General features: G+C 72.2%; 5 protein-coding genes and 1 pseudogene. 1 reads left to right on the top strand and 5 read right to left on the bottom strand.

Annotation, left to right across the window (positions count from 1 at the left end; all coding sequences use genetic code 11):
• Positions 1-7: 7 nt before the first annotated feature.
• From Prum_RS02380 to Prum_RS02395, 3 genes and pseudogenes are all read right to left on the bottom strand, one after another.
• Positions 8-598 (bottom strand): annotated as a pseudogene (locus tag Prum_RS02380) (RHS repeat-associated core domain-containing protein); the annotation flags it as partial.
• Positions 586-5,541: a hypothetical protein gene (locus Prum_RS02390; RefSeq protein ID WP_503826921.1), complete on the bottom strand. Its 4,956-nt coding sequence runs from the start codon at positions 5,539-5,541 to the stop codon at positions 586-588. The gene Prum_RS02390 and the pseudogene Prum_RS02380, both read right to left, overlap by 13 nt.
• The gene (locus Prum_RS02395) at positions 5,541-8,948 is read right to left on the bottom strand and encodes a LamG-like jellyroll fold domain-containing protein (RefSeq protein ID WP_173073578.1); all 3,408 of its coding nucleotides are present in this window, start codon (positions 8,946-8,948) and stop codon (positions 5,541-5,543) included. Before Prum_RS02395 ends, Prum_RS02390 begins: the two co-directional genes overlap by 1 nt.
• A 111-nt stretch (positions 8,949-9,059) precedes the next feature.
• Between Prum_RS02395 and Prum_RS02400 the strand changes: the two genes are divergently transcribed.
• Positions 9,060-12,656 carry a tetratricopeptide repeat protein gene (locus tag Prum_RS02400; protein ID WP_178132634.1) on the top strand — a complete coding sequence of 1,199 codons (3,597 nt, stop codon included), beginning with the start codon at positions 9,060-9,062 and terminating at the stop codon, positions 12,654-12,656.
• Here the strand turns inward: Prum_RS02400 and Prum_RS02410 are convergent.
• Both Prum_RS02410 and Prum_RS02415 read right to left on the bottom strand, forming a co-directional pair.
• Complete coding sequence (locus tag Prum_RS02410; protein WP_173073579.1) at positions 12,568-13,731, bottom strand: tetratricopeptide repeat protein; 1,164 nt, start codon at positions 13,729-13,731, stop codon at positions 12,568-12,570. The genes Prum_RS02400 and Prum_RS02410 overlap by 89 nt on opposite strands.
• On the bottom strand, positions 13,731-14,954 hold the full coding sequence (locus Prum_RS02415) for an ATP-binding protein (RefSeq protein WP_173073580.1): 1,224 nt from the start codon (positions 14,952-14,954) through the stop codon (positions 13,731-13,733). Before Prum_RS02415 ends, Prum_RS02410 begins: the two co-directional genes overlap by 1 nt.
• Between the last annotated feature and the right edge of the window lie 52 nt (positions 14,955-15,006).

The raw sequence follows: 15,006 nt of genomic DNA on the forward strand, positions 1-15,006 counted from the left end.
GGCCCGGTCAGGGTGTGGCCGCTGCCGCCGTCGGGGGCTGGTACAGCAGCCCGGACGGGTCCGAGTACACCACCGGGTTGTTCGAGGCGTACGAGTAGCCCTGCATCTGTTGCGGATCGGAGTCGTCGATGACCGGGTCGACCGAGACGAATCGCCCGATGACCGGGTCGTACTCGCGGGCGCCGAGATGGGTCAGCCCGGTGTTGTCCTGGGTGCCGCCGACGAAGCCCTTGTCGTTGGGCCACGACGGTGCGGTGCCGCGCGGTCCGCCGTACGGGGTCTGCCGGCGCCGCTGGCTGTTTTGGGTCACCGAGTCGACGCTGGTCTGGGCGGTGCCCTGCTCGTCGGGGAGCAGCCAGGTCAGGCCGGTCGATGTGCGCATGCCGATGGTCTGGCCGCCGTGGGCGTAGTAGCGCACGGCCGACACCTGCCCGCCCGTGCCCACCCGTAGTTCCTGGCCACCCAGGTAGAGCGTGGCGCCTTGCGGATCGCGGCGGATGAGCCGGTTGCCGTCGGCGTCGTAGACGAACGTGGTCGCGCCCGACCCGTCGGTGACGCCGGCCAGATGCCCCTCGGCGTCCCAGGTCAGGTTCTGGGTCCCGGAGGTCGGGGCCGGGCGGCTGACCGTGTTGCCGGCGGCGTCGTAGCCGTACGTGGCGCTCGCGCCGCCGGGTCCGCTGGTGGCGGTGAGCCCATGGGCCGCGCCTGGCCGGCGGCCGGATAGTGGTACGTGGTGGTGGAGTCACCGGCGGCGGTGTGGTTCACCTGGCCGGTGCGGTTGCCGGACACGTCGAAGGTCCAGCTGAGCCAGTACGGCGCGGGACCGCCGAGCGAGCTCGCGGCCGGCGCCGCCGCGCAGTCGCCGGACTGGGGCGTCCACGCGCCGGTCAGCCGGCGCAGGTAGTCGTAGCCGTAGCACTGGGTCTCGGCGCCGGCCACGGCCGAGACCTCTGCGGTCTTGGCGATGTTGCCGGCGGGGTCGTAGGTGTAGGTGAGATCGGACAGGGTGGCCGGGTTGGTCTGCCGGGTCATCCAGGACCGGGCGAGCCGGTGCGTACCGTCCTCATAGGACCGGAGCAGGTCGACGACCGGTCCACTGGCGTTGCGCAGCGTGGTGTCGGACACCTCGCCGAACTGGGTGTAGCTGGTCGCCGAGACGTAGCTGGTCGACCCTATCGAGGTGGACAGGGTGGCCGGCTTGCCCAGCGCGTCATAGCCGTAGGTGAGGGTCTCCGCCGGCAGGCCACCGGTGCCGCCGATGGCCGGCACGGTCGTGGTGGCCAGGGTGCCGTCCACCTTGTACGTGCTGGACGAGATGTAGGTGCCGGCCAGGGCGCCCTCGCTGGCCGGGATGGTCACCTGTTGCCGCGACGGGCGTCCGACCGCGTCCAATCCGGTGGTGGCGGTCGTGTACGCGGCTCCGCCGACGTAGCGGGTGCTGCTGGTGAGCAGCCCGCGACTGATGTTCTCGCCGGTGCCGCTGAAGATCTCGTCGTACGCCCAGCCGGCGAGCTGAGTGCCCGATGTGGACCCGAGGTACTCGCCGGTCCGGCGGCCGAGGGTGTCGTACCGGTAGGCCAGCGTGGTCCCGCGCGCGTCGGTGACGGAGGTCACCTGGCCCGCGTTGTCGTAGGTCGTCGTCGAGCGGCCCTTGTCCGGGTCCTCCACCGACGTCTGCTGGCCGCGCAGGTCGTACCCGTAGTCCCAGTGCGCCCCGTCCGGCGCGGTGACCTTGGTCAGCTGCCCCTTCCGGTTGAAGGTGTACCGGGTGGCGTCGTAGGTGCCGGTGGGTTGGCGTCCGTGGTACTGGCGCCGTTCGACGACCCGGCCGTGGGCGTCGGTGATGGTGGAGGTGGTCGTCGCCCCCGCCGGTGGCGTGACGTCGGTGCGGTCCCCGGTGTACGCCGTCGTGGTGCGCCACTTCTCGACCAGGCGCGAGAAGAAGACACTGCCGGTGGCCCGGCCGGCGCCGTCGTAGTAGGTCCGGTTCCAGGCCGGGATGTCGTCGTGGCCGCTGGCCGGCAGGAAGAGTACGCCCGACGCGGCGCCGGCGGCGTGGTAGGCGTCGTAGGACTGGTACGCCCGGCCGGCGGTGTCGTAGAAGGTATCGGTGACGATCCGCCCACCGGCGCTCCCGCTGGCCGGCACCTGGGTCTGGCGGGGGCGCAGCAGCGCGTCGTACAGGGTGTAGGTCGTGGTGTACCCGCCGGCCTGGTTGAGGGTCGACTCGGTGACCACGTTCGGCGCGGTGGTGGACAGCGAATAGGTGTAGGTGGTGGTGGCGCCCTGCTGTGCGGCCTTGCTGCGGCCGGGCAGCCACACGCCGCTGAGCCGGCCGAGCGGGTCGTAGGAGAGGTCGGTGCGCCGGCTGTTCGGGTCGACGGAGGCGACCGTGGCTCCCCAGGCGGGGTCCAGGTCGGTGAAGGAGGTCCAGCCGGCCGGACTCGTGACGGTGATCCGGGTGACCGGCGCACCGCTGGCCGGGGTGAAGGCGGTCGCGGTGTGGTTGCCGTCCACGTCCCAGGCGTCGACGCCGCGGCCGTACGCGTCGTAGCCGGTCCGGGCCACGGTGAGGTAGCTCCCGGTCGTGCCGTTCCAGTCCGCGAGCTGCTCGATGGCGGTCACGTCGCCGGCCGTCGGCGCCGTGCCCCAGGGCTGGTTGTCATACGAGGTGCGGGACTCGCCCACGACGTCGTCGGCGGTCAGCACCCGGCCCGGCTGGGTCGCTTCGGCGCAGGTCAACGCGTAGGTTCGGGCCCGGGACTGGTATGTCATCAGCCATTTGTTGGTGTCGCGCGCGTAGTCGGTCAGCGTGCACTGTTCGTCTCCGGTGACCGCGTCTTCGCCGTAGTCGGTCACCGCGACCGGCATCCCGAAGGAGTCGACCTGGGTCGCGGTGCGGCTCCACCGGTCGGCCCGCCCACCGTCGCGGGCGACCCAGGTGTGGGTGCCGGACGAGCCGACGTGTCGCGAATGGACGGTGACGCCGTTGATGGTGCGGCTCGCGGTCGGGGCGGACCGGACGGGGTTGTGGATCTCGCCGGCGACCGCCGGTCCGTTCGGTCCGTTATAGGTGATGCTCTCCCGCAGCAGGCCCTCGTATCCGTCCACATCGGACAGCGTGGCCAAGCCTTTCGAGTCGGCGAGGCTGGCGCTGCGCAGCCCCGAGGGCAGGTGGTCTCCGTCCATGCCGCGGAAGTACCTGTTCTCGGTGAGCGTCTGTTCGGCGCCGGTGCCCTTGCGGACCCGCACCGTGCCGTAGCCGCGCCAGTCCGACCAGGTGCGGTACTTCTCCTTGGTCAGCCCGTCGTCGTCGGTGTAGTGCCAGGCCGGCGCACCCACGTACTCGTACGCGGTGGTCGCGGTCAACGGGCTGCCGCTGGCCGGCTCGGTGATGGCGTTCTCGACCACCTGGGCCACCACGTACTTGTGGAAGTAGTCGACGATCTCGCGGCCGGGATCCGGCGGGGTCCAGCGGACGGGGTAGCACCGCAGGGCGTTGGACTCGGGTGCGCTCGGGATCCGGGACGTGGACACGCAGTCGACCGGCGAGTACGTGACGTCGATCAGCCCGCCGCTGTCGGTGGTGATGGTCTTGATGCGGCGCCAGTTCATCGGCTTGAGCCCGTTGGCCAACGCGGTGTCGACCCGGTTGTTGAGCGGAATGCCGGTGATGGCCACGTCCGGCAGCGTCATCTCGCCGCCCACCAGACCGGTGTGCCCGATCCGGTCCAGCCACAGCCCGGCCCGTGTGCCGTCGCCGGGGTCGGGGAACGAGTGGGTCAGCGTGAACGACTCCACATCGGAGTGGTCACTGCCTCGCAACACCTTGGTGGTGATCGCGGCGAGCCGTTTGGTGGTCCAGAAGGTCGGCGAGCTGACGTCGCAGGGGCTCGCCGTGCATTCCTGGTCCCACGGCACGTCTGGCCAGTGGGCCGCATCATGGGTGGCGCAGGCCGACAGGCACCGGTCGGCGGGGGTGAACACGATCTGGGCCGGCGCCTTGGCCCCGGTGTACACGGTGTCGGTGGCGACCCCGGCGACCTGCGTGCGCTGGTCGGTGCCGTAGTCGATGCGCTGCAGGGTCGACGCCCGCACGTACGAGGCGAGATCGGTGGTGCTCCTGTTACGCCCGTAGAGGTTGGTCTCGGGCACATACCAGTACGACATGGTGTTGCCGTGCGGATCGACGACGTAGTCGAGGTTCCAGCGCCAAGCCTGGGTACACGACGACGCGGTGAACGCGGTGGCGTTGCAGGGTTCGTTCGGATTGTTGCCGTACACCGGCGCGGTCAGCACCGAGTTGGTTTTCGCCTTGCCGGAGGTCCACCCGGCCAACCGGTTCAGGCCGAAGTAGTACCGGGTGCCGTTGGCGGTGGTGACCACCCAGTACTCGCCGTCGTTGTCGCCGTTGTCGGCGCCGGCGATCCGCTGCACCTTCGAGGAATCGTCGTTGCGGGGGTGCCATCGGCCCTCGTCCGCGTTGTAGATGAGCTCGCCGCCACCACCGTTGAGGGACAGGGTCGCGTTGTCGGTCTTCCAGCACTGGTCGCCGCTGGCCATCGTGTTGTTGGCGGTGCCGCCCATGTCGTCGGAACAGGCGACGTAGCGCCGCTCGATGTAGCCGGGCGAGTACTCGAAGCCCTCACCCAGCCAGGACGGCTGGTTGTTGGACGCGGCCATCCGGCCGTCCACCGACTGTGAGGAGTACGCGAGGGTGATCGACGGCGCCGGTCCGCCGAGGGAGGGCGGCGCCCGCAGCGGGTACGACCACGAGAAGTCCCCGGACGAGCCGCCGGCCGACCAGACCGACGAGGGCGACAGCGAGCTGGCCGCGTAGTCGCCCGATCCGCTCGACGTGCCGGCGCTCAGCAGGACCAGGCTCGCGGTGGTCAGGCTCACGTCGGCGCTCACCGCGCTGCCGTCGTTGCTGGTACGCAGTACGGTGCCCCGGCACTGCGTACGCTCGGGGGTGCTCAGGGCGCACTCCGGCAACGCCACGAGCCGCAGCCGGTCTGCCCAGTCGGCCCCGTACGCTGAGGCGAACTGCTGGTACTCCAACCGCAGCCGCAGCGTCGACCGGACAGCCCGTCCATCCACACGCGACACTCTGGCGAGGACCGCTCCCCGGCCTTCGCCGCCGACGCGTGATCGAGCATCTCCACGCGAACCCGGGCCGGGGCCGCGGCGCTGCCGGGGCCGCCGGTGGGGACACCCACACGGGCAGCGCGCCGGCACGCATCGGTGTGGCCGCCTCCGCTGGACCGAGTCGGGTGGCCGGCTCGGTGCTCGACACCACCACCTCGGCCGCGCCGGGCGCCGGCCACACCGGCGCCGGTGGCGCGTACGCCTTGACCGCGGCCTGCTTGGGCGCCGGGCGTTCCGGCGCGGGCCCCCGGGCACCGGCTTCTCCAGCACCGGCCGCGGTGGCTGGTACTTCGCGTCGGCCCGCGCGGGTACGTGGTGCAGCAGGACGGCCACCATCGACAGCGCCAGCGCGCCCGCCAGGCAAACCTTGTTACGCATGTCAAGCCTCCCCATCACAGCTGACCGTCGTCGATCATGGCGATGCGGTTCGGGGTGAGTACGCCGGCGTACACCCGCACGTCGTCGATGGCGCCGTGCCAGAAGTCGACCTGCAGCGGCCCGACCGACGAGTACCACTGGGCGCGGCCCACGGTGAATACGCCGGTGGATGACCAGAACGCCGTACGAGTCGCGGTCGCGGCTAGCACGCCGTCGACGTACAGCCGGATCTGCTGGGCCGGCCGGTCGAACACGCCCACCAGGTGATACCAGCGACCCACGTCCGCGTTGGTGATCACCGGCGCGGCCGCGGCGGTCACCCAACCCGTCGCCTGGGCGTCGGTGTCCACCATGGACATGCTCCAGTGCGGCGCGGTCCCGTCGTGCTTCAGGCCGAGGTAGAAGCCGCTCTGGCCGGTGCCGTCCTGGGCGATCGCGGTGATGTTGCCGGTGGGCACCGCCGACACCCGCGCCCATGCCGACACCGAGAACGACTGGTCGGTGCGGGCCACCGGGCCGGCGGTCGCGAACCAGCTGCCCCAGCCGTCGAGCAGCGCCGAGCCGGCGTCGGCCGGATCGTTGCCCACATAGTCGAACCCCGCGTTGCCCTCCGGGCTCAGGTCGTGCCCGAAGCCGGAGGTGTCCGCGACGGTCGAGTCCAGCGTCCAGCGGCCGACCTCCGCCGTGGCGAGGGCGGCGATCTCGCGGGGGTCGATCACCCGCTGCCAGACCCGTACGTCGTCGATGTCGCCGTTGAACCAGTCGACCGAAAGGCCGTTCCACTGTGCACGGCCGATCCGCAGCGACCCGGTCGCGTTGAAGCCGCGGGCCAGGGTCGCGCCCGCCTCCAGGGACCCGTTGACGTACAGCCTCATCTGCTTGGTCTCCGCGTCGTAGACGCCGGCCAGGTGTGTCCAGGCCCCGATCTGTCCGGCCCGGGTGGACAGTGCCTCGGTACGGCTGGCGAAGTCCACGTCGTCCTCGGCCATCTGCAGCTGCCACCGGTTCTCCACCTGCGCGTACCACAGCTGGAAGCCGCTCATCCGGGCGCCGTCCTGCGACACCACGTTCTGCGAACTTGATTGGAACGCGGTCAACCGGGCCCAGGCCGACACGCTGAAGCTCTTCGCGGTGTTGAGCACCGGTTGTCCGGCTTTCAGCGCCGTCGTCGAGCCGTTGAAGGTGTACGCGCTGCCGCCGTCGCCCCAGCCGGTGTTCTGCTTGGCCGGGGCCGCGGCCTCCGCGGTCAGTGGCCGGTTGCGGCCGGACGAGTCGGCCAGCTGCGTCGCGGCCGCGCCGTCGTCCAGCTTCCACCACCCGGCCGGGGCCGGTGCCGAGCCGACCAGCACCGAGAAGGTCCGGTCCGGCCCGACGTGCCCGACCGGGTCCACACTGGCCACATGCAGCACCCGCGGGCCGGCCACCGTCACGTCGTCGAGCAGGCGCGCGACGTCCGGGTACGGCGGCGTGATCGGCACGGTGACGGTGGCGCTCAGCGTCGGCGCCGCCACCTCGCGGAAGGGCTTGCCCTCCCACCAGTAGCGGTATTTGGCCACGTCCGGGGCACCGTTGGCGCTGAGGGTGAAGGAACCGGTCACCCCCAGCCCGCCGTGGTAGTTGCCGTCGGCCGGATAGTCGGTCGAGGAGATGAGTGGGGCGGTTGTCGGTCCGCCGTTGTCCACAATGAACTCGCAGTCGCCCGTCATCACCGAGTGGTCGTTGCCGTCATACGTACGCGCCTGCCAGTGGTAGACGTGCCCTTCCTGTAAGGCGAATGCGGTGGGTATCACCGCCGTCGCGCTGTTTCCGCTGGCCACCGCCGAGGCCACCACGGTGGGGGTGGCCGGCAGCGCGGTGCCGAGCTCGGCGAGGTAGAAGGAGCCCGTCAGGGACGCCTCGGTGCCGTCCGGGTCGGTGAGCCGGGCCTGCATCGCGGGCTGGCCGGTGACGGTGTCGACCGCGGGACGGCCGGCCCCGGTGCCGCACGTCTTGCCGTCGATCCGCAAGGTGTCGGGCGTGTTCGGCTTGGTGTTGTAGGTGACCGCCACGTGCGGGTCGTTCGCCGCCTCGGCGGAGTGGAACCGCTTCCAGGAGTCGTGGTTGCCCTCGTCGGCCGGGTCCGCGCGGATCCCGGTGGTAAACAGGGAAACAGAATTGTCGGCGGCCCACTGGAAGGTGTTGCGCACGTCGGAGGTCACCCAACCATCGGCGCTGCCGCACGGGTCGTACCCCTTGGTCATGGTCGATCCCCAGTCGAGCAGGCCGCCCCACCACGGCTGGTTCGACCACCGCGTCGACGTGTCGGCCCAGCCGGTGACGTACACCTGCCACCGGAACGCCCGGCAGGACCAGGCCCACGTCTCGTACAGGTAGATCGTGGCCCCGAGCACGTGCCGGCCGATGAGCGCCGAGGTGTCCCAGCGCAGGAACGAGCGAGCGGTGTACGACCCGGTGTCATCGGTGAAGCCCAGCTTCAGTTCGCTCGCCCCGGACTGGTCGGTGGTGAAGTTGCTCTGTACGAAGGCGTCAAAGCCGGCCGGGTAGTACGTCACCGCCGGATCGACGGTGACCGGGAACTGAAGCTTCGGGTCACTCAGGAGCTTGGCGTCCGGCACCAGGCTCACATCGGTGCCCAACCCGTCCGCCACGGCGAGCGTCCGCATCGGCACCGCGGCCACGTGCGTGTGCTCGCCCGAGCCCGGAGCGACCCTGGCGTCCCACATCCGGGCCGGGTGGATCCGCCCGACCGAGCCTCCGCCCGGCCCGCGCAGCTCGAAACCGCCGTCGGCGGCCGCGCGTGGCGTCACCCCGGCCACCCGCCAGGGCAGCGCGATCGAGCCCACCGCCGACAGTCCGGACCGGCTCCGGACCACAAGGGACTCCTCGAAGCCGGTACGCCGGACCTCGACCACCAGGTCCACTCCCGGGCGCACGTCCGGATACGTGGCGGTGACGCCGGACAGCAGCGGCTTGGGCAGCGCACCGCGCCAGCCCAGCGCCACCCGCGCCGGCCCGGATCCCAGCGTCGCCAGGTCGTGGATGCCGCCGCCCGCGGCGCCGGACAGCACCAGTCCGCGCGGGTGAGCACGCGGCGCCACCGACCCGTCCGGGCGCCGCTCCAGCGTCAGGTCCACGTCCCGCCAGGCACCGGCCGAGTCCTTGAACCGCGCCGGGCCGGCCGCCAGGTCGGCGGTGAACGTGCCATCCGGGTTCGCCATCACCTTGCGGGTCTCCGACGTGAGCGCCCCGACCTCCACCGGCTTTCCGGTCGCCTGGGCCCGCGCCGAGGCCGCCGCCTCCGACAGCGGAGCCGGCGCGGCGGGCCGCGCGGCCTGCGCCCGGCCCGGCGGCGCCACCGGAGCGGCGGCCATGAGCAGGGCAAGTACGGCCGCGATTCGAACGCGGTCGGTAGCACGACGCATCGATATCCCCTTCCATACGCGCGAATGGCGATGGCCGCCGACGGAATCTGCGATGGATGGCGGACCGCGAGGCCGATGGTGTCGGGCGGACCTGGCATACAACCTTGGTAAATGCTTGGATGGTCCGAGGGGCGCGGCCTGGGCCTGGCGATGTTGGGTCCACTGCGGCTGTGGGTGGCGGGCGAGGACGTCCGACTGGGCTCGACCAAACAACGCATGGTCCTCGCCGCACTGCTCGTGGACGTCGGACGCCCGGTCACGGCCGAGACGCTCATCGACCGCGTGTGGGACGACAGTCCGCCGCGCGGCGTGCGCAGCGGGCTGTACAGCTACGTCGCCAATCTGCGCCGGGTGCTCTCGGTGGCCGGCGAGGCGTACGGTGCCCGCTGGCGGATACGGCAACAGCATGGCGCGTACGTGCTGGAGGTGGATCCCGAGCACGTCGACCTGCATCGGTTCGATCGGTTGGTCGGCCGGGCGGGTGACCCGCGCTGCCCGGACGCCACCCGGGCGCAGCTCCTGCGCGACGCCCTGGCGCTGTGGCGTGGTACGCCGCTGGCCGACCTGCGCGGCGAGTGGATCTCGCGGGTACGCGAGGAGCAGCGGCGGCGGCGGCTCGAAGCGGCCGCCCGGTGGGCCGCGACCGAGTTGCGGCTGGGCAACGCCGACGCGATCATCGGACCCCTCGCCGAGCTGCACGACGAGTATCCGTTGGCCGAGCCCTTGCTGCTGGCGTTGATGCGAGCGCTGCACTTCACCGGGCGCGCGGCGGAGGCGCTCGACCACTTCGCCAGGTTCCGGCGGGACCTGGCCGAGCGGCTCGGCGCCGATCCGTGCGACGAGCTGGCCGACCTGAACCAGGCGATCCTCCGCGGCGACTCCGCGCCGCCGTTCTCCCGGCGCCCACCGGCGGTCCCGGCGCAGCTGCCCGGGGACGTGGCGGCGTTCACCGGCCGGGACCATGAGTTGGCTCGGCTCGACGGGCTCCTGACGGCCGCGGGCGGGCAGCCATCCGCGTTGACCATCTGCGCGCTGTGTGGCACCGCCGGCGTGGGCAAGACCGCCTTGGTGGTCCATTGGGCCCAACGGGTGGCCGACCGGTTCGTGGATGGGCAGTTGTTCGTGAACCTGCGCGGCTACGACCCGCATCAGCCGTTGCCGGCAGCGGAGGCGTTGGCCGGATTCCTGACCGCCTTGGGGGTGCCCGCGCGGGACATCCCGGTCGGTCTCGACGAGCGGGCGGCCCGCTTCCGCACCGAGCTCGCCGGCCGGCGGATGCTCGTCGTGCTGGACAACGCCGCCGACGCCGAACACGTCCGGCCGTTGCTGCCGGGCACGGGCGGCTGCGTGGTGGTGGTCACGAGCCGGGACAACCTGCGCGGGCTGGTGGTCCGGGACGGTGCTCGGCGGCTGGACCTCGACCTGCTTCCGGCGACCGACGCGGCCGTACTGCTGCGCCGGTTGATCGGAGCCCGCAGCGACGCCGATCCCGATGGCACGGCGGCCCTGGCGGAGCTGTGCGCGCGCCTGCCGCTGGCCTTGCGGGTGGCCGCCGAGCTGGCCGTGTCGCGGCCCGCCGATCCGCTGTCCGCTCTGGTAGCCGAGCTGGCCGGCGAGCGGGGCGACGGCCTGTTGGACGCCGGCGGCGACCCCCGGTCCAGCGTGACGGCGGTCCTGTCCTGGTCGATCCGGCACCTGCCGGCCGAGGCGGTTCGGGTGTTCCGGCTCCTGGGCTGCCATCCCGCGCCGGACGCCGACGCGTACGCGGTCGCCGCCCTGGCCGGCGTCGCCGTGGCATCGGCCCGCGAGGCCCTGCACCATCTCGCCCGCGCGCATCTGGTCTGTCCCACCGGCCCCGGCCGGTACGGCATGCACGACCTGCTTCGCGCGTACGCCAAGCAACTCGCCACACAGGCCCCGGACGCCGCCGCCACGCCGGCCCTCGGCCGCCTGTTCGACTACTACCTCACGGCCGCCGCGGCCGCGATGACCGGCCTGTACCCCGCCGATACCCGGCACCGGCCGCCGATCCCCGTGCCCGCCACCCTCGTGCCCGACCTGGCGGACGCGGACCGGGCACGGGCCTGGCTGGACAGCGAACGGGCCTGCCTGGTAGCGATCGCCGCCTACACCGCCACCCACGGCTGGCCCGCCCACAGCGCCCAACTGTCGATCACCCTGTTCCGCTACCTCGAAGGCGGCCACCACACCGACGCGATCGCCCTGCACGGCCACGCGCACCGGGCCGCCCAGCGGACCGGTGACCCGGCCTGGCAGGCGCACGCCCTACGCGGCCTCGCCACCGCCCTCATCCGGCTGGGGCAGTACGGTCCGGCCGCCGAGCGGCTTCGGGACGCCCTGAGCCTCTTCCGAAGGGCACGCGACCGCCGGGGCCAGGCCGATGTCCACATCGGTCTCGGCCAGATCGAGGCGATCCTCGGCCAGCACGGACCGGCGGCGGGCCACCACCGGCAGGCACTCGCGACGTACCGCCGGACCGGCAATCCGCACGGCGAGGCCCGCGCGCTGACCAACCTGGGCGTCGTGGAGACCCGCCGAGGCCGGCACGCGGCCGCCGCCCGACACCTGCGGCAAGCCCTGGCCCTGCTGCAGCCGGCCGGCGACCGATCCGGTGAGGCGAACGCGCTGGACAACCTCGGGCTGGCCGAGCAGCGGCTGGGCCAGTACACGATGGCCGCCGAGCACCACGAGCAGGCCCTGGCCCTCTTCCGCCAGCTCGGACGGCGGTCCGGCGAGGCCCACGCCCTGGACAACCTCGGCGCCGTCCACATTCGACTCCACCGGCCCGGACCGGCCGCCGACGCCTTCCGGCAGGCGCTCGCGCTCTTCCACGAGATCGGCGAACGCGACGGCCAAGCCTGGGCGCTCAACGGTCTCGGCGAAGCGGCCCACGCCGCCCGCCACCTCGCGGACGCCCTGGAGCACCACCGCACGGCGCTGGCCATCGCCACCGACATCGGCGCCCGTGACCAACAGGCCCGCGCCCACGCCGGACTCGGCGAGACGTACCACGCCCTCGGCCAACGCGCCCACGCACATCACCACTACGACAAGGCCCTGACCCTCTACACCGGATTGAACGCCCCCGAGGCGGGCGGCATCCGCGCCCAGATCGCCCGCCTGACCCCGTGCTTGGATGGTCTCGTGGCAGACGAGGAGCCGCTGTCGGCGGACGAGGTGCTGGACATCGTCGACGAGCAGGACCGGGTCGTGGGTCAGGCCCCACGGCGCGAGGCGTACGACCGCCGGCTGCGGCACCGCTGCGTGTTCGTGCTGGCGCGGGACCCGGCCGGACGCGTGTTCGTGCACCGCCGCACCGCGCGCAAGCTGGTCTTCCCCTCCCTGTACGACATGTTCGTCGGCGGCGTGGTCGGCGCCGGCGAGACGTACGACGAGGCCGCGTTGCGCGAGGCCGAGGAGGAACTGGGGGTCACCGGCCTGGCCCGGCCCGAGCCCCTGTTCCGGTTCCTGTACGACACGCCCGAGCACACCTGGTGGACGGCGATCTACCAGGTCCGGTGCGAGGCACCGGTGCACCCGCAGGCGGAGGAGGTGGCCTGGCACGCGTTCCTGACCGAGCCGGAACTGGACCGGCGCCTCACCGAGTGGGAGTGGGTGCCCGACGGCCTAGCTGCCTACCGGCGGCTGCTCGCCTGGCGAGCAGCCGAAACCAGAGGCGGCGGATAAGGAAGTACGCCTCGACGGTGACCAGGGCACGGGCGTCCAGCACGAGCAGCAGCAGCGGTCCGATGGTCAACCCGAGCGCGACCGCGACCAGGGTGGCGGTCGGGCCCGACCGTGGGGCGAGCGCGAGCAGGAGCACCCCGAGGGCCATCGAGAGGGGACGGACCAGCGCGGTGCTGACCGGGCGCCTGCGCAGGTTGACGCGGATCAGCGCGCGGGTGGACCGGGGCAGGCGCCGCAGCCGCCAGCGGCCGAACGCGACGACTCCACCGATAGCGAACGTCACCGTCGCCAACGCACCCGCGACGCCAGCCCCGCCGCCGACGAGGTCGCGCCACGTCAGGACCAGGATCGCGGTAGCCAGCAGGGGTACGCAGGCGGCTCCGGTCAGCAGCCACAGCAGCCGGTGGATGCCGAGTGTCGCCGTGCGCAGCGCCTCGGGGTCGGTCGGCGCCGCGTGGACGGTGTCCCCCAGTGTGGACAGAGCGCGGTGCGTCAGGCCGCGGCTGGCGTCCAGGGCGGCCAGCCGCTGCTGCGCCGCGGGGCTGTCGGGCTCGAGCGACAACGCGTGCCGGTAGGCGGCCCGGGCCCGGTCGAACTCGCACATCCGCAGCTGGACGTCGCCGGCACCGACGTACACGGACATGTCCTCGGGCGCGAGGTGGCGCGCCCGCGTGGTGGCGGCAGCGGCGGCCAGGATGTTTTTCGTGCCGCCAGCGGTCAGCAGCGCCTCGGCGAGCACGAGCTCGCTTCGTACGTCGTCCGGGTCGAGCCGCTGCGCCTGACGGGCGGCGTCGGCGGCCTGCCGGCCGCGGCCCAAGCCGACGAGTGCCTGCGCCATCTGCCGGTGGAGCGCCGGGTGGTCCGGGGCCACCGCGACCGCCTGCCCCGCCACCGCCAGCATCTCCTCGTAGCGGCGTCCGACCTGCATGCAGTACGCGAGCACCTGGAACGCGTCGACGTTGCCGGGCTCGTCGGCCAGTACCCGCTGTACCAGCGGCACGGCGTCGTCGACCCGGCCCAGCCCGGCCAGGTGCAGGGCCCGGCGCAGCGTTTCCCCCGCGGCGGCGTCGCTCATCAGAGCAGCTTGCGCCTTTTCAGGTAGGCGACCAGGTCGTCGTAGACGCCGCCGTCGTTGGCGAACGTTGCCACATTCCGGGCGGTGGCGAACCAGGAACCGGTCGACGGTCGCACCTGCCGCAGCGCCCGATCGAAGTCGCGCTGCTCGATCATGCGGACCTCGCCGGTGCGCAGCGAATCCGCCATCGCGTACTCGGCGGCGCTCTTGCACAGGTGCGCCAGATCGGCGCCGGAGAAGTCGTCGGTGGCCGCGACTATCTTCGGCAGGTCGATGCCGGCGATCGGGCGGTCCCGCAGGTGCAGTTGAAGGATCGCGGCGCGGGCCGGCGCGTCCGGCGGCAGTACGAGCACCATCCGGTCCAGGCGTCCGGGCCGGCGCAGCGCGGGGTCGACGTCCCACGGGGTATTGGTGGCGGCGAGCACGAACAGGCCGTCGTTGTTGGCATCCACGCCGTCAAGCTCGGCGAGCAGCTGGTTGCCCACGTTGCGCAATCCGCTGGAGAGGATTTTGGACCGTTTGAGCCCGAGCGCGTCGACCTCGTCGAGGAACAGCACGCACGGGCTGTTGCGGCGGGCCGTCTGGAAGAGCTCGTGCAGGTTGCGTTCGGAGTTGCCGAGCCACATATCCAGGACATCCACAATGGATACCGAGAGGAACTTCGCGCCCATCTCGCCGGCGATGGCCCGCGCCAGGAACGTCTTTCCGCAGCCGGGTGGGCCGTAGAGCATCAGCCCGCCGCGCAGGCTCATGCCGAACAGCCTGCGCAGCTCGGGGTTGCGCAACGGCCCGAGGAATGCCAGCTCCAGGCGCTCCTTGACGTCGGTCATTCCACCCACGTCGGCAAGCCGCACCGTCGACGACTCGACCTCGAACATACGATCATCGCTGCGGGCTCCGGCCACGTCGTCGGGCGCCGCGGCGAAGCGGGGCGGCAGCACCTGCGACAGCTCCCTGTCCAACGCGGACAGCGGGTCGTCGTCGGCCGCCCCGAACCCGCCGGACGCCTCGCTGGGCGGGGCCGGCGACAGCGCCCGCTGCATCAACGCCTGCGCCTCGACGTTGCCAGCGTCGCGGGCGAGCACCTGCGCGGCGTGCGCGATCGCTTCCTGCGTCCGGCCGGCTTCCACCAGCAGCCCACCCAGGTGCAGGCGCAACCGCAGATCATCGGGTCTCGCTTCGATGGCGGCGGACAGGCTGGTGATCAACGAGTCGTCACTCATAGCACCGCGAGCGTACGGCCTGTCCAGCGACGCCCGCCACTTTCGCCCGTAC

The organism is Phytohabitans rumicis, from assembly GCF_011764445.1.
Taxonomy (GTDB): Bacteria; Actinomycetota; Actinomycetes; order Mycobacteriales; family Micromonosporaceae; genus Phytohabitans; species Phytohabitans rumicis.

Coding starts and splice junctions, on each gene's coding strand:
- Prum_RS02390 (WP_503826921.1), bottom strand. CDS start 5,541: ATGGGGAGGCTTGACATGCGTAACAAGGTTTGCCTGGCGGGCGCGCTG.
- Prum_RS02395 (WP_173073578.1), bottom strand. CDS start 8,948: ATGCGTCGTGCTACCGACCGCGTTCGAATCGCGGCCGTACTTGCCCTG.
- Prum_RS02400 (WP_178132634.1), top strand. CDS start 9,060: ATGCTTGGATGGTCCGAGGGGCGCGGCCTGGGCCTGGCGATGTTGGGT.
- Prum_RS02410 (WP_173073579.1), bottom strand. CDS start 13,731: ATGAGCGACGCCGCCGCGGGGGAAACGCTGCGCCGGGCCCTGCACCTG.
- Prum_RS02415 (WP_173073580.1), bottom strand. CDS start 14,954: ATGAGTGACGACTCGTTGATCACCAGCCTGTCCGCCGCCATCGAAGCG.